Origin of the sequence: Campylobacter concisus (assembly GCF_002913225.1) — a bacterium.
GTDB lineage: Bacteria > Campylobacterota > Campylobacteria > Campylobacterales > Campylobacteraceae > Campylobacter_A > Campylobacter_A concisus_J.
On sequence record NZ_PPAW01000042.1, the window covers coordinates 1 to 19,472 of the forward strand.

Genomic DNA, 19,472 nt, shown 5'->3' on the forward strand with positions numbered 1-19,472 from the left:
ACTGCCACTAAATTTATTATTTCTCGCTTAGATACTCTTGCAAGCTTTTTACCTCAAGTGCTTTGCCAGTTTGAACTGTGCTTAACGACTTGGCAGCTGCAAGTGCTGCACGGATCGTTGTGAAGTAAGGGATCTTAAATCTAAGTACATTTTGGCGGATCTTTTTGCCATCATCTACGCTTGATTTTGTATCGCTTGTGTTGATAACAAGTGCGATGTCGCCGTTTTTAAGCCTATCTTCTACGTTTGGTCTGCCCTCGCTTATCTTATAGACAAACTCAGCTTCGACGCCAGCTTCGATTAAGTGCTATGTATATAAATTCCGGCTCTTTTTCAATGCCTACAAAATCTCTACCTAACAAATCTAATACGAGCATATTAGTTGGCATATTTTGCTAGCAAATTTATCTAAAAGAGCAAATCAAATACAGAATTAACTAAAAAAGGATTATCTAGATTAATCAATATAGTAGCAGGTATTTTTGATATAAAATTATAAAATTCTTTTTAATCCATCTAAAGCATTTTGTAATAAGTAAAAACAAAAAATTTATGAATAAATTTATGTTTAAATAGTATCAGACTCAAGAGCTTTAATAAACTTTCACTATTAAGCTTCCTTGATAAAGCTAACAGCCTCAAGTGGATTTGCAAATATATGCTCGCTAAACTGCTTTAAATCAGAGACTTTGCCATATCCGCATGTAAGGCCAACGCCAGTTATAAGAGCAGCTTTGGCGGCCCTTAGATCCATGATGGTATCGCCAACCATAAAGGCATTATCTTTTTCTTTGTCTAGTCTCTTTAAAGCCAAATTTATAGGTTCTGGATCTGGTTTTGGCTTTACTACATCATCTCGTCCGACAACCGTTTTTATAAATTTCATAACGCCTAAATGCTCTAACAAAATGATAGAAAATTTTGATGTCTTTGTCGTAACAACACCAACATCAGCAAATGTGCCAGCTTCTTTTAAAGCGTCCATAGCACGCGGTAAAAGCACGGTCTCATCTAAATAGATCTTCTCGTAGCAAGCTTTATATTCTTTTACGTATTCACCTATTAAATTCTTCTTAGCACCAAGTTTTTCAAACATTATTTCAAGCGGATATCCTACTAGAGATTTTAGTGCAACATGATCAGGCTCTTTCTTGTCATGAACTAAAAACGCCGCATCAAAACCTTTTAAAATAGCAGAAGTAGAATCTATAAGTGTGCCGTCTAAGTCAAAAAGTATAGTTTTTTTCATGATATTCTCCGCAGAAATAAAAAAGGGCTTAGCCGAAGCCAAGCCCTAAAGAAGTAATTTTAAATAGTAAAATTATTTGTTGAAAGTAGCTTCAACACGTCTGTTTTGAGCGCGACCTTCTTTAGTTTTGTTTGTAGCGATTGGTTTAAGTTCGCCGTAACCAACTGTAGAAATTTTAGCTTTTTCTACGCCGTAACCAGCAAGAACCTCAGCCACTGCTTTTGCTCTTTTCTCAGATAGTTTTTGGTTGTAAGCTTCTGCACCTACGCTATCAGTGTGACCAGCAAGTACAACTTTATAATCTGGGTGCTCACCCATAAAGTCAGCTACTTTTTTGATCTCAGCTGCATATTTTGGTCCAACTTTGTAGCTATCAAATGCGAAGTTAACATCTAGATCTCTAAGAACGATAACTTTCTCACATCCTCTTTCATCAACAACTACGCCAGCTGGAGTGTTAGGGCATTGATCGATATCGTTTGGCACACCGTCATTGTCATCATCAAGAACTGGAGCCGGAGCTGCTGCTGGAGCTGCTGGAGCTGCTGCTACAACTGGAGCTGCTTTTGAATCGAGACCGATGCCAAAGCCTAGTGAATAGAATAGGTTGTGATCAGCGTGCTCAAATTTGATAGCGTCTCTTGCCTCTGCTTTAAGAGCAAATCTATCAGTTACTTGGTATCTTAAACCAAGACCATATTGACCAAAGCCGCCATCTTTATTTTTAACAAAAGCGTTTGGTATATCTTCATAACCAGCACCGATTAAACCATATAGGCTAACTGGTCCAAAGTCAACGATATCTTTTACAAGGTTTGCGTGATATCTAAGTGCTCTACCGTGTCTTACAACGTCACCTGTTCTCTCTTTAATTTTTTGAGTGTAATCAACACCAAGCTCAACTTGATCAAAGAAGAAATCTTCAAGGTTTCTAGCCGCTCTAATACCAACAAAGTTGTGGTCTTTTACACGTAGATTTCCTTCTGGATGAACACCGCCGATAGTTGGAGTGATCTCATAGTTGTATGCTGCGTTAGACGCAAAAACCGCTGTTGCGGCAACCATAGCTAAAGCAATCTTTTTCATAATAGAATTCCTTTCAAATAGGGATTTTTAATGTTGACTATAATTTTACCTAAATAAAAATAAATCAACTTTAAATTATAACCAAATTCTTAATGTAAATCTGAAATTTACATAACCTAAATTTTGCAAATGCAAAAGCACTTGCAAAAAACCATTAACGTTTAGAGAATTGTGGGCTTCTTCTAGCCTTTCTTCTACCAAATTTCTTACGTTCAACAACACGAGAATCTCTAGTTAGCAAGCCTTTTGGTTTAAGAGCTGCTCTAAAATCAGCATCCATGTCAGCTAAAGCACGTGAAATGCCGTGTCTTAAAGCCTCAGCTTGTGCTGAATAACCGCCACCTAAAGTTGTAGCTACCACGTCTATTAAACTCTCTTGTTTTGTTACTAAAAGTGGTTGAATAACTTTAAGCTTGATAGCCTCGTGACCGCCAAGCCAAGTGTTAAGATCCATACCATTTACTACGATTTTACCGCTTCCAGACTTTATCCAAACCTTTGCTACGGCAGTTTTTCTTTTACCAGTTGCATAAACTTTTGCCATAATTATTTTCCTTCTTTTTTAGCTATTTGTGCCGTATGAGGATGCTCACTGCCAGCATAAACTTTTAGTTTTTTTATCATCTCTCTTCCAAGTTTTGTCTTTGGAAGCATGCCACGAACAGCTAATTTAAATAGTTTTTCTGGCTTATTTGCTATCAAATCGCCAAATTTCTCGCTCTTTACGCTACCAAAATATCCTGAGTGTCTGTGATAAAGTTTATCTTCAGCTTTGTTATTACCAGTAAATTCTACTTTAGAAGCATTTACGATGATAACATAGTCGCCACAATCTACGTTTGGCGTGAAGCATGGTTTGTTTTTGCCACGAAGTATAGTTGCTACCTCAGTTAGCAATCTACCAAAGCGCTTACCAGCTGCATCAACTACGATCCAGTCTCGCTTAACTTCGTTTGGCTTTGTTATTTTTGTCATTTTCTTACCTTTGCCAAGTTAATTTTTGAGTTGTGATTGTATTTAAACAATGCTTTAATAAAGCTTAAATTAAGTAGCTTTTAAACTTCAATATATGAAATTTTGCCTTCAAGTGCATAGAAGATGACGGCGATTATACTATGTTTTTCATAAAATTTAGCGAGCGCATCTTTATACTCTTTTACCTGTTTTTTGTTCTCTTCTATATTTTTATCTGTCGTTTTATAATCAATCACGCAAATTTCACGCTCATTAAAGCAAAAAAGATCCATCTGTTTTAACTCATTTTTTACTTTAAATGGCTGCTCTTTGTAAATTTCTTTGCCCTTTATGCACTCTATAAATTTTGGCTCACTTATAAGCATTTTTGCCCTAGTAAGGGCATCTTCAAGGACTTCAAGTGGCAAAAATTTATGAAATTTATTTAGCATCAAATTTTTAGCCTCAAAAAGCGAGCTCTCATCAAATTTCTCGCTCATCTCAAGCAGATAGTGAAACGCAAGGCCAAAATATATCGCGCTTAAATTTTTCCCACTCGTCTTTTGCTCTCTTGCCTCAACCTCTTGCTTCTCTATCTTTAAAATTTCAGGCATTTTTTCATCTTTTTTTGCCTCTTTTTGCTCGCTCTTGCTAGGTAAAATTTTGCCAAAACTAAACTCTTTTAGATCAAGATAGTCGTTTGCTTCGCTCTTGTCGCTTTTTGTGTAAAACGAGAAAAAGCTTGGGCTACTTCCGCTTGGGACGGCTTGCTTGATGATGATGAGCGACTTTGTGGCTCTTGTGAAAGCGACGTAAATTTTATTGATATTTTCTTGCTTTTCAAGCTCTTTCATCTGCTCTAAAACGCTTGCATAGTCGCTATCAAAATTCTCTCTGCCTGAAATTTTACTCTTTACGATCCACTCTCCTTTTTCGCTGTATTCGGTTATGAAATTTGAGTCATCACCCCTGCCCTTGCCCATCATATCGCAAACTATGACGTGAGCGAATTCTAGCCCCTTTGACTTATGCACGGTCATCACTCTCACGCCGTCGCTACTTTTTGGACTGATTTTAGAGCTAAAGTTTTCAAGGTTAAATATAAAATCACTTAAATTTTTATACCCCGCGCTTAGCTCAAACAGCCTCAAGATATCAACGTCTGCCATGCTTATGCCTAAATTTTTAGCTAGGTAAAATAGGCTATTTGTCGCGCTCACTTCTGGCTTTATGTTTAGTTTTTTGACGCTTGCATTTACCAGTGCTTTTACATTTTTCTCATAAATTTCTTCTTTAAAAAGGCAAAATTTCGCATACTCGATGATCGCTGCAACAAGCGGCGTTCTTTTTAGCTCCAAAGTGCCTTCATTGACGCTTTTTATCCCCTCGCTGCTAAGCACTTCTGAGATGAGGCTGATGTCGCTATTTTTCCAGCAAAGCACGGTTATCTCGCTTGCATTTACGCCAGCTTTTAAAAGCTCACTTGCTTGCGAAACGACCGCACCTGCGATATCTTCATCGCTTAGCACACGCAAGTAGCCGTAGTCATCTTTTTCTACTTCAAAGTATGCACACTCGCCGCTTACCTCGTAGCTTAGCGCCTCATCTTTTTTAGCTGGCTTTTGCGGCTCAAAACTAAGCCCATATCTATGATAAATTTCTTCAAAAATGGCGTTATTAAATTTCACCAAAGCCTTTAAACTGCGGTAGTTGCTTGGCAAATTTTCTATATCTATCTGGCTAAAATCATCTCCAAGCTTGTCAAAAAGCTCCTTTTTGCCGCCTCTAAATTTATAGATGCTCTGCTTCGTATCACCCACGTAAAAGAAGCTTCCAAGCCCGTTTTGTCCGTATCCAGAGACGATTTCAGCGATGAGCGGCAAGATGATCTCATACTGGATCACGTTTGTATCTTGAAACTCATCGACCAAGAGGTGATTTATCCTGCCATCAAGCCTAAAATAAAGCGCCTCTTTATCTAAGCTTTGCACCAAAAGCTTAAAAACCAGCTTGTTTATATCAGCAAAACTTAGCGCATTTATCTCTTTGTTTAGCTCTAAATTTGAAGCCTTATAAAGCTTTAATAGCTTGCTAAAGCCACTTAGCCTATACTTTTCGACCTCTAAAATGTAGTTTTTCGCTGCCTCTTTTAGCTCACAAAAAAGCCTATCAAGCTCTGGGGTGTAAATTTTGCTAAAAGTGCGGTAGTCTAGGCTTTCTCTAGCAAAAACTTTACCCTTAAATAGCTCAAATAAATTTTGCTCGCCAAATGTCTTTTTAGCCACATCGCTAGCGCCATTTTGCAAGGCTATATGCTCATTTAACGCCCTTTGCGCCGCCCTTACCTTGCTATCATCTGGATAGCTTGCGCCACTATCTTTTAGCTCGCCGCCAAAGCTCTCATAAAATTTCGCCAAAGTCTGCGAAAAGCTAGCCTCCTTTTGGCTTGAGATGATCATCATCAAGGCTAGCTCGCTAAGAAGCTTTTTATCCTTGCTCGCCTCTTTTACAAATTTTTTCCACGCCAGATCTTGCAAGCTATCTTGCACGCTGTAATCAGGGCTAATGCCTAAATTTTGGCTAAATTTCTTTAAAATCCCAGAGAAAAACGCATCAAATGTATAAATTTTTAGCTCACTTTGCAAAAAGACGCCAAGCCTCTCATCTCGCCTTTTTATCGCCTCGTCTTGGCTTATACTAAGCTCCGCGCACACCGCTTCAAGCTCGCCTTTTTTGTTTTGCAAGTCCAAAAAAGTGGCGATTATGCGCTCTTTCATCTCGTTTGCTGCTTTTTTTGTAAAAGTTAGAGCGACGATCTCGTTTATATTTTCACCTCGAAGCACCAAAGCGATGTAACGAACGCTTAGCGCAAAGGTTTTACCGCTTCCAGCGCTTGCTTTTAGGGCTAAAAAATTTTTCATAACTCTCTCCTACAAAGTGTAGCGTATTCGCAAAATGCGCAAGCACCGCTCTTTCTCTCAAAATTTATCTTGGTTTTGTTTATGCCTTTTAGCTTTTCTATCTCGCCGTTTAGATCCTCTACGCTTTTTTTCGAGCTAACTAAGCTAGGCTCGTTTTTTAGGGCATAGTAAGCACTTCGCACCTCTCCGCCGTAAAGCGCCTCGTAAAAGGCAAGCTGGAGCGAATTTACATTTGCTTCGCCCGTTTTATAATCAAGTATAAGCACGTCGCCGTTTGCGTCCGCATCGATCCTATCGATAAATCCCTTTATCTGTACGCCGCAAAACTCGCTTTGCACCTCTTTTTCGCACTCAAGCACTCTAAAACCAGCCCTTAAACGCTCGTTTTCATAAATTTCATACTCTTTAAATTTATGCGTCCAAATTTCAAACTCAAGTGGCGTAAGATTTTGCTTTGCTAGCATCTCTTTAAAAACGGCTAGATCAAAGGTGTTATTTTGCTTATAAAATTCGCTCGTGTAATACTCAAAAAGTGCGCTATGAACGCTATTTCCTTGCTTTGTGCCAAGATCATTTGCTATAACTTTTGGCGCATCTATGTGAGCTATTTTTGTGTAGTAGTATTTTCTTGGGCAGGTTAGAAATAAATTTAGCGTCGAAAACGAGAGTGGGTTTGTGAAAAAATCATGCTCTAAAATGATCTCATCATCCTTTAAATTTAAGCTCGCCTCTCCCTTTAAAAATAGCTTCAAATAGGCCTCATCGCTAAATTTCTCATCTTTTATCGTTTTGAAATTTTTTAAAAATCTTGAAGGTATGCTCTCCTCATTTACACAGCAGCTTATCGCCACTTTTTTAGCGTTATTTATGAGGCTTTCGTAGTAAAATCTCTGCAAATTTTCACGCTCAATATAGCTTATAAGCCCAGCTTTTTGCCTCACTTTTGAGTTTAAAAACATCTCATTTGCACTTCTTGCTGGGATGAAGTTGTCGTTAAAATCAACTATAATGACGCCATCAAATTTCATCCCGCGGCTCTCTAGCATGCCCATGACGCTGATCTTTCCACCGCCCACGTCATCGATGCTTAGGCGCGAGATATTTAGCAAGAAAATTTCACTTAGCTGCTTTAAGCTAAAGCTAAAATACCTGCATAAATTCTCCATCCTAAAAAGCTCAAGTGCGAGCTTCTCTTCGCATCTTGGCTCATTTTCAAGCACCAAAAGCTCATCTATTAGCTCTTTAAATTTAGCAAATTCGCACAGCTCAAAATAGCCAGCCTTAAATTTCTCAAAAAGCTGCTCGCTAACACCAAGCGTGCTTAAAATAAAGCCAAGCTCCTCGTAGCTCTCACACTTGCTTTGATCAAAAACTGGGCTTGCTTCTTCGTTGATAGCTCTTGTGATGTAGTAAAGTGCTTCATAAAATTTTGTATTTTTAAAGCTCTCGCCCATGGCGTAGTTAAAAATTTTAGCACTATCATGAAGCCTTAAAATCTCGCTAAAGCTCTCATCTGGCAAGATGACAGCGATGTTTTCAGGCTTTATGCCATCAAGCACAAACTCACTCGCCTTTGCCATAGCGTAAGCGCACTGCAAGCTTCTTGTGGCAAATTCTCTTACTAAAACTGGCTCAAATTTTGTGATATTTTCTAGGCAAGTTAGCTCGTTTGTATTTAAATTTAGCTCATATTTTTTATAGTTTTCAAACTCGCTAATGGCTGAAATTTGCCTTATCTTATCGATAAGTTTTTTGTTAAAAACGCTAGTTTGAAAGATAATTTTTAGCGTTGTTAGTTTTGAGATTTTTTCTAAAATTTCCCACTCAAACTCACTTAAAATGCCATCAATGTGCAGTGAAATTTCACTAAAACTTCTTATATAGGCTTCATTTATGGAGTAAATTTTTGGCAAGGTTATATCATCATAAAGATCTTCTTTGTCAAGCAAGCTCTCATACTCTTTTAAAACCGCTTCAAGTATGCTTAGATGCTCCTCAAAATCAGCATAAATGTCGTTAAATTTTATCTCAGCAATGCTCTTTTTGCTGATAGCAAGCTCTTTAAAAAACGAAAAAAGATAGTCGTTATTTTTCAAAAACTCAAAAAATTCAGTTGGAATTTTAAGCACCGAGTTTGCCTCTTTGACGCTGGCACAGGCTCTGTTCATAAGCACCAAAGCGTAGGTGCTATCGCACTCAAAGCGGCCATTTACAAAAACGACATTTTTATAAAACTCTGCGATGCTTAGACTTTTTGGGATTAGCTCGTCATTAAAACCAGCGTTAAATTCCCTGATCTTACGCGAGTTTGTAAAGACGAAAAGTTGATTTAGATTGCGCATTTTACTCTCTTAAATTTTTAAAAAATGATAGCCAAAAGCTGATAAAAGAGCGCTTTTTCTCACTTAAGGCAAGCTTTGAAAATTTTTCTAAATTCTTTAAAAATTTAAGCCTTAAAGCGCTAGGGGATACAATCTCAAAAAGGAGCAAAAATGCATAAAGAGTTAAACAGATCTGGCTTTTACTACGGCTTTCCTGTCCTGCTTGCCACTACAAAAGATCAAAAAGGGCGAGATGATATCACCGTGCTTTCATCCTCTTGGACGCTAGGAGATAGCGTGGTGCTTGGTATCGGAGTTGATAACAAGGGCTATAAAAATATCCAAAATGGCTCAGACATCACGCTAAATTTATGCGATGAGAGCTTGCTTGAAGCTATAAAAAAGATAGAAAAACTAACAGGCGATGAGGACGTGCCAGAGGAGAAAAGAGCCCTTGGTTATAGCTACGAAAGCGATAAATTTAAGGTGGCAAATTTACACAAAGAGCCTGGCATAAAGGTAAAAAGCGCGCGCATAAAAGAGTGCAAGATACAGATAGAAACGCTTGTAGAAAAGTGCGAGATAAAAGAGTGGTTTTGCATCGTTACTTGCAAGATAGTTGGCATATTTGTGGATGAAAATTTGTTAAAAGACGAAAAGCTAGATACTAAAAAATACTCGCCTCTAATCTATAAATTTAAAGAATACGTTGCAACTGGCAAGTGTTTGGGCTTAAATTTTGGTTTTAAAGAGGTTTGAGTAAGTGTTTTGGCTGGCTAGAAAGTAAAAATTTAAATTTGATTTTGACTTTGCAAAAGTGACTTTAGATGCAAATTTAACTTACTTTATGGCATTAAAATCAAATTTATAATATCTCGTATATTGCTTGTCGCTAAGCCTTAAAAGTAGCTGCCACCTGCCCTCTTTTAGGCTAACGCTCTCACTTATAAGCTCATTTTCTTGCCATGAAGCGTTTAATGTCTTGTTGTCTTTGTTTGTTTGTGGGCGAGTGAGTAAAATTTCATAGCTAAGACTTGAAATTTCGCCGTTTTTTGGCGTTAAAAGAAATTTAAATTTGCCCTGCAAGCCTTTAAATTCTGGCTCGAATTTAAGCTCAAATTTCTCATCAAATCTCGCCTCACTCTCTTTTATAAAAGTGATGTTTTCATCGACGCTTTGGTGACTTTGCATATAAGCACTATCCATCTCGACTGGGTTGTTGATCGCAACAACGATGGTTGCGGCGCAAGCTAAGATGATAGCCACTATACTAAGCACGATGCCATAAGGCCAAAAGCTCTTTTTAGCCATTTTTTACCTTTTTATAAAAGATGATGAGAACGAAAAATGCGATCAAGCCGTAGATAAAAATTCGCAAGAAATTTAAGGTCGTTTTGTTTGAGCTGCCGATACTGCTTTCTAGCTTTAAATTTAAGTCCTCAGCGATCTGCTCGGCGATATCAGCGTAGCCATTTAAGATGGCGGCATTATAGACATCTTTGCCATTTTTTGAGACCAAAATAGGGATGATTGTGCCTGATTCTGGATTTACACTTAAAATTTGCTCCTTGTTAAAGAGCTGTGAAGTGTTTGTATCGCTAAAAATTTCAACCTTTTGCTTATCTTTTATGAGCGCTAAAAAGACAAAAGGCGAGCTTAAATTTTGCTCTTTAAAAAGCGCATCTAGCTCGCCATCTTTATATACGCCAACCACTAAATTTATGCCGCTTTTTTGATAAAGTTCGCTGCCGATCTCATTTAGTTTTTGGCTCACTTTTTGGCTTAAAATTCCATCATCATTGATAACAAAATTTGCACCCCAAGCCAAATTTTGCCAGAGCAAAATGATAAAAATGAGTGCAAATTTCTTCAAGCTTAACCTACAAATAAGTGATTTGGCGTAAGTACTGACCAGGCACAAATGGCGCCTGCGACGACTATTAGCAGGATAATGGCTTTTTCTATTATGCCTAGCATCGCTACTCCTTTACAATGACGTGTTTAGCGTTATCTACGCTCTTCATCTCGATGCTAGCTGCATCTTTTAGTGAGTAAGGCTTGGTTGCGACCTCTTTTTGCAAGCCGATGCCAACGTATGTAAGCACCGCTAGGATAGAGAGCAAAAGCACCACCGCTATTAAAAACCCGCTAATGCCGTTTAAGGCAAAGATATTTCTATTTTTATTTTCCATTATTCGCCCTTTGATAGCGATATGACGTACTCGCCAACTGCGCTTTGCTGGATCTCATTTAGCCTGCCATCATTAAATTTAGGCATAGTGCCGATCGCTCCTTTTTTGCCGCGATTTAGCACATCAGCCACAAAACTAGCCGAGCCATATTTGCTAAGATCGACCGACATGCCATCCATGCCCTTGCCATCTTCGCCGTGGCACGACGCACATGCAGCATAAAGCTCTTTGCCAGTGGCTACTAAATTTTCATTTTTAGTGCTTTTTATCGCGCTTATCTCTTTAGCTACGTAAGCTGCGATCGCCTTTGCACCATCAGCGTCGGCTAAGCCTGCTGGCATCTCGCCCATTGGATAATCAAGTCCTTTTGAGCCATTTAGTATAGTCTCAACTATGCCTTTTTCGCTGCCCCAAATTTGTAAATTTGCAGCCTTGCCGCCTATGCCATCGCCTGTGATGCCGTGACATGCTGAGCACTGCACGAGATATATGCTCTCACCCATAGCGTGAAGCGTCTCTTTGCTTGGATTTGCATACTCTTTTTCAAATTTAGCATTTGCTTCCTTAACCTCTTTATTATACTCGCCGATTTGTGAGTAAGAATTTAAAGGATAGCCTAGCAAATAGTACCAAACCGCCCAAACTAGCGCTAGCAAAAAGACGACCGCCCAGCCAAGTGGGACAGGGTTTTTGTACTCACCTATGCCGTCCCAGTTGTGCTCGCTAAGCTCAACGCTCTCATCTTTTTTAACCTTCATCTGCCCCACATACCTGCCAGCTACAACGATGGTAAGTACGATGATTAGAGCCGCTCCTATAAGAGCTAGTAAATTTACATTATCTTCTAAATTTAGCCATTGCATACGCTCTCCTTTGTAGCCTTACGCTCTAAAATTTCGCCACCGATCTCATCGTTAAGCGCTAGTTTTGAGTACTTCTCGTAGTTTCTTCTGCCAGTTTTTTCGCTCTTATAAAGATGAAAAAAGTAGGCATACAAAGTGATCGCCAAAAATGCTGTCAAGAAAAAATAGCCATAAGCTTGAAACTCTCTAATGTTCTCCATCTTACGCTCCTACTTTAGGCTATTTAGATAAGCGATCAGTGCTACGATCTGGCGAATTTCACCTTTTTCAAACGCACTTTTTACCTGCTCATCTTTCATATTTTCAACGATAGCCGCAGCCTCGGCCTTGACGTTAGCATTTGTCTGCTCTAGCGTGCCAAGTGCTGGCATATCTTTTTCGTCATAAGGCGTATTAAAAACCTTTTTAACCGTTAGCGCTTCAGCGTAAGCAGTCTCTATATCAGCATTTTTCTTAAACAAGAACGGATATGCTGGCATGATCGAGCCTGGCACTACTGAGGCTGGATTTAGCATGTGATTTTCATGCCAGTCAGTCGTTCTATAGTTGCCCACACGCATAAGATCTGGTCCCGTTCTTTTTGAACCCCAAAGGTGCGGACGATCGTATGCAAACTCGCCACTTAGCGAGTACATGCCGTATCTATCAGTCTCAGCTTTAAACGGACGGATCATTTGAGAGTGGCAAGTGTTGCAGCCATTTTGCATATAGATGTTTTTGCCAGCTAACTCTAAAACGGTGTAAGGTTTTGTGCCCTCAAGCGGTCTAGCTCTGTTTGCAAAGTCTGGCAAAATTTCAACTATGCCAGCGTAAGCGATGACGACAAATACGCAAACCGCAAAAAAGAATGGATTTTTTTCTAACCAAGCAAACATCACATCACCTCCGCACTAGCTTTTGCCACGCCGCCCATTGGCGAAGCGCTTTTTGGCTCTGCTAAGATAGCTTTAGCAGAAGTTGATTTGTAGATGTTATAAGCAAACATCAAGAAGCCAACTAGATAAAGAAGTCCGCCAATAGCCCTTATATAGTAGTATGGGATAAGCACGACTACCGTATCTATAAACGAGTAGAGTAAATTTCCGTAGCTATCAGTCGCTCTCCACATCATACCTTGTGTGATACCAGCGATCCACATAGAGGCAAAGTATAAAACGATACCTGTTGTTTGTATCCAAAACTGAGCTTCCATTAGCGACTTTGAGTAAATTTCACGCTTAAACACACGTGGTGTCATGTGATAAAGTGCCGCCATAATCATAAAGCCAACCCAGCCAAGAGCGCCGTCATGAACGTGTCCTGGTACCCAGTCGGTAAAGTGTGCTAGGGCATTTACAGACTTGATAGAAAGTATCGGTCCTTCAAGTGTCGAGAACATATAAAATGTCGAAGCTAGAACCATAAATTTAATAAGCGGACTCTCTCTAAGCTGCGCCCACTCGCCCTTCATCGTAAGAAGGATGTTTATGGCTGAACCCCATGAAGGCAGGATCAAAACGATAGAAAAGACTGAGCCCATAGTCTGCATCCAATCAGGCGTAGCAGAGTAAATGAGGTGGTGTCCGCCAGCCCAAAGGTAGATAAACATCAAACCCCAGAATGAAAATAGCGATAATTTATATGAAAATATCGGCTGGCCGCTCTCTTTTGGCAAGAAATAATAAATTTGAGCGATGATAGCCACTGTAAAAACGAATGCAACCGCGTTGTGGCCATACCACCACTGAACCAAAGCGTCGTTTGAGCCAGCGTACATAGAGACAGAGTGTAGCCATGAGCCATATCCGCTAACAAGTCTTGTTGGAACTTCCATATTATTAAAGAGATATAGCATCGCAACGCCTAAAAATGTAGCGATGTAGTACCAAACTGAGATATAAAGTGTCTTTTCCCGGCGGATACCGATGAGGCCAAATATACTAACGCCCCAAAGTACCCAAACCAAAACCACTGCGATATCTAGTGGCCACTCAAGCTCGGCGTATTCTTTCGCTGTGCTCTCGCCTATAAAAAGCGTAACAACAGCCAAAACCATAACGAGCATATATAGCCAAAAGTGAAGCTTGCCAATAAACATTAAAAATGGCGACTCGCTCATCGAGACCTTTAAAACACGCTGTCCGATGTAGTACCAAGTGGCAAATATGCCAGATAGCATAAAGCCAAAGATGATGCCATTAGTATGAAGAGGACGCAGTCTTCCAAATATAGAATACTCGCCGGCTATGTAGTTAAGCTCTGGACAGGCCATTTGAAAGGCTATAACTACACCAATAACCATGCCTATGATACCAAAAAGTATCGTGGCAAACATAAATAGCTTTGCTACACTATAATCATAGTGTAGTAGCTGAGATGGTTGCATCAATTCTCCTCCTAGTTAAATTTATATTAATGAATTGTTATTCTAAGATAAGAAATCTATAAAAAAACTTAATTAATATAAATTATTTAATACTAAGAAATTCTTCTATCTATTTTGTAACCAAGTCCTGGAACATTTTTTATAAAACTATTACCAACTTTATCTCTAACACGCTTAACAAAGGTTCTAATAGCTGCTTCGGTAACGCTCTCGCCAACCCAAACGACGCTTTTGATCTCATCGTGAAGCACAAGCGTACCAAGTCTTTTTATCAAAAGTGAAATAAATGCAAGCTCTTTTTTAGTAAGTGAAATTTCAACACCATCTCTGATAAGTACGCGCTTAATTTTGTTAAAACTATATCCGTTTGCCACTTGGATGATATTTGATGTTTCTATTTTATTTTTTGCAACATTTTCTAATGTATTTAAAAGATCGTCTGCCATGATAGGTTTTATAAGATACTTATCAACTCCAACATCGATCGCCTTTAATAAAGTCTCTTTTTCGCTATGAGCACTTAGGACGATGACGGGTGTGTCTTTAGAAATTTCTTTGATATATCTTGTCATATCAAGTCCATCACTAATTGGCATAAAGGCGTCTGTAATTACCATGTTCGGATTATATTTTTTAAATTTTTTCAAACCTTCATCGCCATTTTGAGCAGTAAAAACTTTCTCAAAATTGTCACTTAGCACATCGTGCATGATCTTTTTGCTATCGCTATCATCTTCGACAAGCAAAACCGTTAGGTTCTTTAAAATTTTATTCATCTATCTCTCCTTTGTGTGGTAACTTTATTAAAAAACAGGCCCCATTGTCGCTGTTGCCCGCTGTTATTTCTGCGTTAAATTGATCGATTATTTGCTTTGACATATAAAGTCCTAAGCCAGTGCCTTTGGCATTTTCTTTGGTGGTAAAATATGGCTTAAATATCTCATCTATCACATTTTTATCTATACCACCGCCATTATCTTCTACACTTAGATAAGCAAATTTTTCGTCATTATCAATCTTTATTTTTATATTTTTATCTTCTATCTTTTTTAAATTTAGTGCGTCTTTTGCATTGTTTAGTAAATTTATAATGACTTGCATGAGTCTGTTTTTGTGACCATAAATTTTAGAATCGCCTAGCACTTCAAGCTCTATACGAATGCCATCTTTTTTCATCACGCCTTTTACGATCTGTATCGATGCTCTAGCTGCATCTGCTAGGCTAAATTCTTGCGAAAGTGTGTTTGGGTTTAAAAACGAGCTAAACTCATCAGTAGTTTCTGACATATACTTTATGATCTGCATAGCCCTTTCATAAGAGCCAATAAATTCGCCATCTTCGCTGCCTGCAAGCTTTTTCATCTTGTATAAAACTAAGCTTAGCTCATTTAGCGGCTGCTTCCACTGGTGAGTTATATTTGCCATCATCTCGCCCATCATCGCAAGTTTAGCAAGTCTCATACCCTCGCTACTTGATAGAAAATTTTCATCTAAATTTAAACTAGGCATTTGCTCTATATCCTAAAAATGATAGATAAAGTCCGTTTAAGATCATTATGCAAGCTGAGAGCTTAAACATGATCTCTTTAAATTTCTCTCTTAGCAAACCAAAAACAAAACTAGCTAACAGCATCGCTGGCAAGGTGCAAAGCCCAAAGATAAGCATTATGAGCGACGCATCGGCTGCGTTTGCACTTAAAACTCCAAGCGCTAAGAAATAATAGACCACGCCACAAGGAAGCAGGCCATTTAAAAAGCCAAGTAGCAAGAAATTTGCTAAATTTCTCTTTTGCACACTTGTTTTTGCCATTTTTACTATAAATTTAAGTGCTTTTTCACTTTCTACAAATTTTAAAAGCTCGCCCCTAAAAAGTAGTGCGATGCCAATAAATGCGATCACTAGGCCAACTATAAAAAATATAACACCTCTTGCTTGCACACCAAAACTAATGGCTGCTCCAAAAGCGCCAAACAAAGCTCCCAAAGCCACATAAGCAAAGATTCTAGCCATGTTATAAAGCGTGCTTAGCATTAAAATTTTACTCTTACTTTTGCCTTTAAAAAATAGAGCTTGCAAGCCCAAAAACCCGCTACACATGCCAACACAATGACTAAAGCTGCTCATAAAAGCAACCGCGATGATCGTGTAGAGGCTTATGTCTTGCATTATAAAATTTCTAAAAACTGCTTAAATATATATTTGCTCTCGTTAGGACCGCTGCTTGCTTCTGGGTGATGTTGTACCGAGAAGATCGGATAGTCCTTGTATCTTACACCCTCGATCGTGTTGTCAAACAAATTTCTATGTGTCACAACCGCTACTTCAGCGATGCTCTCTGGTACGTTGTAGTTGTGATTTTGTGTTGTTATCTCGATCGCTTTTGTTTCTAAATTTAAGACTGGATGATTTGCTCCGTGCTGACCAAATTTAAGTTTATATGTCTCGTATCCAAAGGCATTTGAAAGCAGCTGGTGACCAAGGCAGATGCCAAATATCGGGATCCTTGCCTCTATCATCTTTTTGATCTCGGCGATCTCAGCCTTTAAATTCTTTGGCTCACCTGGGCCATTTGATAAAAATACCCCGTTTATCTCACCATTTTTAAATTTCTCTATCAAAACCTCAGCCTTAGTATCGTGTGGTACGACGATGACCTCAAGGCCGGTTTCGCATAGCTCATTTAGGATATTTCTCTTTACTCCAAAGTCAAAAACAGCTATCTTTTTGCCGATACTTTTTAGCGGCTTATATGATTTTAAATTTCTATCCCAAGCACCTTTTTTATGCTCGTACTCGTCCATTGCGCTCACTGTTTTTACATAGTTTATATTTTCTATGCGCCCGCTACTTTCAAGTCTGCGTTTTAGCTCATCTTTGTCGCTTATCTGCGTTGAGATGTATGCCATCAAAGCGCCTTCATCTCGTAGCATCTTTGTTAGGTATCTAGTATCAACGTCATAAACGCCAAATTTGCCCTGCTCTTCGAAAAATTTGCCTAAAGACTTTTGCGAGCGGTAGTTTGACGGGATTTCGTTGTAGCTTCTCATTATGACGCCACTTGCGTGAATTCTAAGGCTCTCCATATCATCTTCGTTTATGCCAACGATGCCGATCTCTGGCATAGTAAAGACGATAAACTGACCAGCATAGCTTGGATCGCTCATGATCTCCTCATAGCCAGTCATAGAGGTATTAAAAACGAGCTCGCCTGCGCACTCGCCGTGAGCACCAAAGGCTTTTGCCTCTAAAAAAACGCCGTTTTCAATGTAGATATAAGCTTTCATTAAAGCATTCCTCTTTTTTTAAGCTCATCTTGATACAAACGCTCAAAAATCAGGTCGTATTCGTCAGTTCCAGGGATAAGTTTGCGTTTGTAGTTTTGCATCATCTCATAGACGCTATCTTCTATCTTCTCATAGCTTTTTAGATACTCATCTATTGAGCCATAAATGACATTTTTCACGCGGTTTTCTGATACGTTATACTCGACCAAATCGCTCTTCCAGATAGCTTCAAGTATCTTGTGGGCGACATTGCTAAATCTATCTTCATGAGTTAAAATGACGTCAAATTCGCCAGCAAGTTTCTTTTTAACGAGCCAAAACATATTTTTGCGGTCGATTTGCATAGTTTGCATCTCGTCCTCGTTTTTCTCTAAAAGCTCATTTACTCGCTCATCCAGAGCTCTTTCTTTTTGAACGTCAGTAGCTAAAATTTCACTTGCTTTTGCTACGATTGGCTCGATACCTTTGTTTAGCTTTACAAAACCACAGTTTAAAAGATCTATTGCTATTTTATGTGAGACATAAGGTACGTGTGGAAGTTTTATACGCATTTTAAACCTTTAAATTTTTATGCCATTGTAACTAAATAAAGGTAAAACTTTACTTTGAAATTTTAACGACTTTATCATTGTCACTTCTTAGAAAATAAATTTCTCTTCGTCCGTCATAAAGGACTTTGCCGCTTGTTTTTTGCTCGCTTTGTAAATTTGAAGATAGATCCATCTCAAGTGGTTTACTCATAAAATAAGCCTCGCCCAAGCTTCGTCCAAGATTAGGATACCAACTAAGTGCGCAAAGCACAAGCAAGAGCAGATAAAAGGCTCTAAAAATTTTCCTAAATGGCGCGTAAAAGAAACAATATCCAAATATAAAAAACACAGGTAAAAGCCACAAAAAAGGCACATTATCCACAAAAATCACATTGAAATACTCATTTATGCCATAAAATGAAAAGTAGTTGTTGTAAATTCCAACAAATAGCGTAAAAATAGGAGCGAGAACAAATATAATGCCAGTAAAAAATGCATTAAAAATTTTCATAAGCTCTCCTTTTTTCGTGGGATTATATTAAATTTTAGCTTTATTATTGCTCTAAATTTATTAACTAAGATATTTTAAACTCCAAAATGTCACAAATTTTCAAATAAAACAGAGTTAAAACGATAAATTTAAGATGAGTGTGACATTTTTTAGATGGAAAATAAGAGATTTTTTTGAAACTTTTAAGGCAAAAAAGAGAAATTTAAAATTTAGCCTTTGCCATAAAAGCAAAGACTAAAATGGGTTTTAAGCTTTTTTCTTCATATCAAATTTATTAGCCATGAAGCCAACAAGACCAACAAAGAAAAGACCACCGCAGATGTTACCAAGTGTAACTGGAAGCAAGTTTTTGCTTAAGAAATTTGTCCAGTTGATGACATCTAGTTTATCAGCTGTAGTGTGAAGTAAAGCTGCTGCAGCGTTGATATCGCCACCGCTTGCTGCTATGTAGTGAGCTTTAGAGATGATAGCTTCAGTGATGATGAACATATTTGCAACGCAGTGTTCCATTGAGCAAGCAACGAATGCGCCGATCATCCACATAATGGCAAAGAATTTACCAGATAGGTTGCTCTCGCTTGTCGCAGTCCAGATAGACATACAAACAAAGACGTTACAAAAGATACCACGAAGAAATAGCTCATGAAATGGTGCTGTGATCTTGCCAATAGCTGCTGGTACGAAGTGTTGCAAGATGTAGCCGTCGTATTTTAGTGGCAAACCAGAGTAGTAGTACATATAAGCGATCAATGCGCCACCAACGAAGTTAAATATCCAAACAATTACCCAGTAGCCTATGGTTTTGCCAAGTGGCAATTTGCCATCATACGCACTAACACCGCTTAAAATAGAGCTAGTAAATAGGTGACCACCATAAAATACAACCATCATGAGGCCGCAACTAAATGTGATACCACCGATGAAGTTTGAAAGACCGATAGACTGTTTTTCAGCCATACCAACTGTTGAGTGAGCCCAAAAAATATCACCCATTGCAATAGCAGCTCCAGCCATAATAGCAAGGAAGATAATGCTTACAAGTGGCGTATGAGCTTTATGCTCCATAGAACTTGACACCGCTTGAGCGGTTTCTGCCGGATTTAACATCACGTCTCCTTTTTATTTGACCTTCTTTGATCTATAAGAAATAAAAGCAAAGAAGTAGTGCCAAAGATAGACATTTTAGCGTCAAAAT

The 19,472-nt window shown here is 38.6% G+C and carries 21 protein-coding genes and 1 pseudogene; 1 reads left to right on the forward strand and 21 read right to left on the reverse strand.

Annotated features, from left to right (window positions below; all coding sequences use genetic code 11):
* Positions 1-16: 16 nt before the first annotated feature.
* The 7 genes and pseudogenes from CYP26_RS07460 to CYP26_RS07490 form a co-directional block, all read right to left on the reverse strand.
* Positions 17-304 (reverse strand): annotated as a pseudogene (locus tag CYP26_RS07460) (hypothetical protein); the annotation flags it as partial.
* Between the two features lie 306 nt (positions 305-610).
* Positions 611-1,249 carry an HAD family hydrolase gene (locus CYP26_RS07465; protein WP_103630954.1) on the reverse strand — a complete coding sequence of 213 codons (639 nt, stop codon included), beginning with the start codon at positions 1,247-1,249 and terminating at the stop codon, positions 611-613.
* A 72-nt stretch (positions 1,250-1,321) separates the two neighbouring features.
* Entirely contained in the window at positions 1,322-2,335 is a 1,014-nt protein-coding gene (locus tag CYP26_RS07470; RefSeq protein WP_103630955.1) for an OmpA family protein, read from the reverse strand.
* Positions 2,336-2,489: 154 nt separating this feature from the next.
* Entirely contained in the window at positions 2,490-2,879 is a 390-nt protein-coding gene (rpsI, locus tag CYP26_RS07475) for a 30S ribosomal protein S9 (RefSeq protein ID WP_002939337.1), read from the reverse strand.
* Positions 2,880-2,881: 2 nt separating this feature from the next.
* Positions 2,882-3,310, reverse strand: coding sequence for a 50S ribosomal protein L13 (rplM, locus tag CYP26_RS07480; protein WP_103630956.1), 429 nt, complete (start codon positions 3,308-3,310; stop codon positions 2,882-2,884).
* Between the two features lie 80 nt (positions 3,311-3,390).
* Positions 3,391-6,210: a RecB-like helicase gene (locus CYP26_RS07485; protein ID WP_103630957.1), complete on the reverse strand. Its 2,820-nt coding sequence runs from the start codon at positions 6,208-6,210 to the stop codon at positions 3,391-3,393.
* Entirely contained in the window at positions 6,207-8,552 is a 2,346-nt protein-coding gene (locus tag CYP26_RS07490; RefSeq protein WP_103630958.1) for a PD-(D/E)XK nuclease family protein, read from the reverse strand. Before CYP26_RS07490 ends, CYP26_RS07485 begins: the two co-directional genes overlap by 4 nt.
* Before the next feature lie 150 nt (positions 8,553-8,702).
* Here CYP26_RS07490 and CYP26_RS07495 point away from each other — a divergent pair, with 150 nt between their 5' ends.
* The gene (locus CYP26_RS07495) at positions 8,703-9,290 is read left to right on the forward strand and encodes a flavin reductase (protein WP_103630959.1); all 588 of its coding nucleotides are present in this window, start codon (positions 8,703-8,705) and stop codon (positions 9,288-9,290) included.
* An 81-nt stretch (positions 9,291-9,371) separates the two neighbouring features.
* Here CYP26_RS07495 and CYP26_RS07500 read toward each other — a convergent pair whose 3' ends face one another.
* The 14 genes from CYP26_RS07500 to CYP26_RS07565 all read right to left on the reverse strand — a co-directional run bounded on the left by CYP26_RS07500 (position 9,372) and on the right by CYP26_RS07565 (position 19,384).
* Positions 9,372-9,842, reverse strand: a complete 471-nt coding sequence (locus tag CYP26_RS07500; RefSeq protein ID WP_103630960.1) for a FixH family protein — start codon at positions 9,840-9,842, stop codon at positions 9,372-9,374.
* A complete protein-coding gene (locus CYP26_RS07505) occupies positions 9,835-10,404 on the reverse strand; it encodes a hypothetical protein (protein WP_103630961.1) in 570 nt (189 codons plus the stop codon). Before CYP26_RS07505 ends, CYP26_RS07500 begins: the two co-directional genes overlap by 8 nt.
* A gap of 106 nt (positions 10,405-10,510) precedes the next feature.
* Positions 10,511-10,723 carry a DUF4006 family protein gene (locus CYP26_RS07510; protein ID WP_021084770.1) on the reverse strand — a complete coding sequence of 71 codons (213 nt, stop codon included), beginning with the start codon at positions 10,721-10,723 and terminating at the stop codon, positions 10,511-10,513.
* Positions 10,723-11,586: a cbb3-type cytochrome c oxidase N-terminal domain-containing protein gene (locus tag CYP26_RS07515; protein ID WP_087582960.1), complete on the reverse strand. Its 864-nt coding sequence runs from the start codon at positions 11,584-11,586 to the stop codon at positions 10,723-10,725. The genes CYP26_RS07510 and CYP26_RS07515 overlap by 1 nt, the downstream gene beginning before the upstream one ends.
* The gene (locus CYP26_RS07520) at positions 11,574-11,786 is read right to left on the reverse strand and encodes a cytochrome c oxidase, cbb3-type, CcoQ subunit (protein ID WP_002939259.1); all 213 of its coding nucleotides are present in this window, start codon (positions 11,784-11,786) and stop codon (positions 11,574-11,576) included. The genes CYP26_RS07515 and CYP26_RS07520 overlap by 13 nt, the downstream gene beginning before the upstream one ends.
* A 9-nt stretch (positions 11,787-11,795) precedes the next feature.
* Entirely contained in the window at positions 11,796-12,461 is a 666-nt protein-coding gene (gene ccoO, locus CYP26_RS07525) for a cytochrome-c oxidase, cbb3-type subunit II (RefSeq protein ID WP_103630962.1), read from the reverse strand.
* Complete coding sequence (gene ccoN, locus CYP26_RS07530) at positions 12,461-13,951, reverse strand: cytochrome-c oxidase, cbb3-type subunit I (RefSeq protein WP_103630970.1); 1,491 nt, start codon at positions 13,949-13,951, stop codon at positions 12,461-12,463. The genes ccoO and ccoN overlap by 1 nt, the downstream gene beginning before the upstream one ends.
* Before the next feature lie 92 nt (positions 13,952-14,043).
* A complete protein-coding gene (locus tag CYP26_RS07535) occupies positions 14,044-14,727 on the reverse strand; it encodes a response regulator transcription factor (protein ID WP_103630963.1) in 684 nt (227 codons plus the stop codon).
* A complete protein-coding gene (locus CYP26_RS07540) occupies positions 14,720-15,460 on the reverse strand; it encodes a sensor histidine kinase (RefSeq protein WP_103630964.1) in 741 nt (246 codons plus the stop codon). Before CYP26_RS07540 ends, CYP26_RS07535 begins: the two co-directional genes overlap by 8 nt.
* Positions 15,453-16,118 carry a sulfite exporter TauE/SafE family protein gene (locus CYP26_RS07545; RefSeq protein WP_103630965.1) on the reverse strand — a complete coding sequence of 222 codons (666 nt, stop codon included), beginning with the start codon at positions 16,116-16,118 and terminating at the stop codon, positions 15,453-15,455. The genes CYP26_RS07540 and CYP26_RS07545 overlap by 8 nt, the downstream gene beginning before the upstream one ends.
* Positions 16,118-17,236 carry a glutamine-hydrolyzing carbamoyl-phosphate synthase small subunit gene (gene carA, locus CYP26_RS07550; RefSeq protein ID WP_103567770.1) on the reverse strand — a complete coding sequence of 373 codons (1,119 nt, stop codon included), beginning with the start codon at positions 17,234-17,236 and terminating at the stop codon, positions 16,118-16,120. The genes CYP26_RS07545 and carA overlap by 1 nt, the downstream gene beginning before the upstream one ends.
* Complete coding sequence (locus CYP26_RS07555) at positions 17,236-17,787, reverse strand: DUF507 family protein (protein WP_103630966.1); 552 nt, start codon at positions 17,785-17,787, stop codon at positions 17,236-17,238. The genes carA and CYP26_RS07555 overlap by 1 nt, the downstream gene beginning before the upstream one ends.
* A 49-nt stretch (positions 17,788-17,836) precedes the next feature.
* Complete coding sequence (locus CYP26_RS07560; protein WP_103630967.1) at positions 17,837-18,277, reverse strand: isoleucyl-tRNA synthetase; 441 nt, start codon at positions 18,275-18,277, stop codon at positions 17,837-17,839.
* A 246-nt stretch (positions 18,278-18,523) separates the two neighbouring features.
* Positions 18,524-19,384, reverse strand: a complete 861-nt coding sequence (locus CYP26_RS07565) for a formate/nitrite transporter family protein (protein ID WP_035143519.1) — start codon at positions 19,382-19,384, stop codon at positions 18,524-18,526.
* Positions 19,385-19,472 lie beyond the last annotated feature (88 nt).

Bases quoted from the DNA above. Each gene is read 5' to 3' on its own strand.
- CYP26_RS07465 (WP_103630954.1), bottom strand. From the start codon at position 1,249: ATGAAAAAAACTATACTTTTTGACTTAGACGGCACACTTATAGATTCT.
- CYP26_RS07470 (WP_103630955.1), bottom strand. From the start codon at position 2,335: ATGAAAAAGATTGCTTTAGCTATGGTTGCCGCAACAGCGGTTTTTGCG.
- rpsI (WP_002939337.1), bottom strand. From the start codon at position 2,879: ATGGCAAAAGTTTATGCAACTGGTAAAAGAAAAACTGCCGTAGCAAAG.
- rplM (WP_103630956.1), bottom strand. From the start codon at position 3,310: ATGACAAAAATAACAAAGCCAAACGAAGTTAAGCGAGACTGGATCGTA.
- CYP26_RS07485 (WP_103630957.1), bottom strand. From the start codon at position 6,210: ATGAAAAATTTTTTAGCCCTAAAAGCAAGCGCTGGAAGCGGTAAAACC.
- CYP26_RS07490 (WP_103630958.1), bottom strand. From the start codon at position 8,552: ATGCGCAATCTAAATCAACTTTTCGTCTTTACAAACTCGCGTAAGATC.
- CYP26_RS07495 (WP_103630959.1), top strand. From the start codon at position 8,703: ATGCATAAAGAGTTAAACAGATCTGGCTTTTACTACGGCTTTCCTGTC.
- CYP26_RS07500 (WP_103630960.1), bottom strand. From the start codon at position 9,842: ATGGCTAAAAAGAGCTTTTGGCCTTATGGCATCGTGCTTAGTATAGTG.
- CYP26_RS07510 (WP_021084770.1), bottom strand. From the start codon at position 10,723: ATGGAAAATAAAAATAGAAATATCTTTGCCTTAAACGGCATTAGCGGG.
- CYP26_RS07515 (WP_087582960.1), bottom strand. From the start codon at position 11,586: ATGCAATGGCTAAATTTAGAAGATAATGTAAATTTACTAGCTCTTATA.
- CYP26_RS07520 (WP_002939259.1), bottom strand. From the start codon at position 11,786: ATGGAGAACATTAGAGAGTTTCAAGCTTATGGCTATTTTTTCTTGACA.
- ccoO (WP_103630962.1), bottom strand. From the start codon at position 12,461: ATGTTTGCTTGGTTAGAAAAAAATCCATTCTTTTTTGCGGTTTGCGTA.
- ccoN (WP_103630970.1), bottom strand. From the start codon at position 13,951: ATGCAACCATCTCAGCTACTACACTATGATTATAGTGTAGCAAAGCTA.
- CYP26_RS07535 (WP_103630963.1), bottom strand. From the start codon at position 14,727: ATGAATAAAATTTTAAAGAACCTAACGGTTTTGCTTGTCGAAGATGAT.
- CYP26_RS07540 (WP_103630964.1), bottom strand. From the start codon at position 15,460: ATGCCTAGTTTAAATTTAGATGAAAATTTTCTATCAAGTAGCGAGGGT.
- CYP26_RS07545 (WP_103630965.1), bottom strand. From the start codon at position 16,118: ATGCAAGACATAAGCCTCTACACGATCATCGCGGTTGCTTTTATGAGC.
- carA (WP_103567770.1), bottom strand. From the start codon at position 17,236: ATGAAAGCTTATATCTACATTGAAAACGGCGTTTTTTTAGAGGCAAAA.
- CYP26_RS07555 (WP_103630966.1), bottom strand. From the start codon at position 17,787: ATGCGTATAAAACTTCCACACGTACCTTATGTCTCACATAAAATAGCA.
- CYP26_RS07560 (WP_103630967.1), bottom strand. From the start codon at position 18,277: ATGAAAATTTTTAATGCATTTTTTACTGGCATTATATTTGTTCTCGCT.
- CYP26_RS07565 (WP_035143519.1), bottom strand. From the start codon at position 19,384: ATGTTAAATCCGGCAGAAACCGCTCAAGCGGTGTCAAGTTCTATGGAG.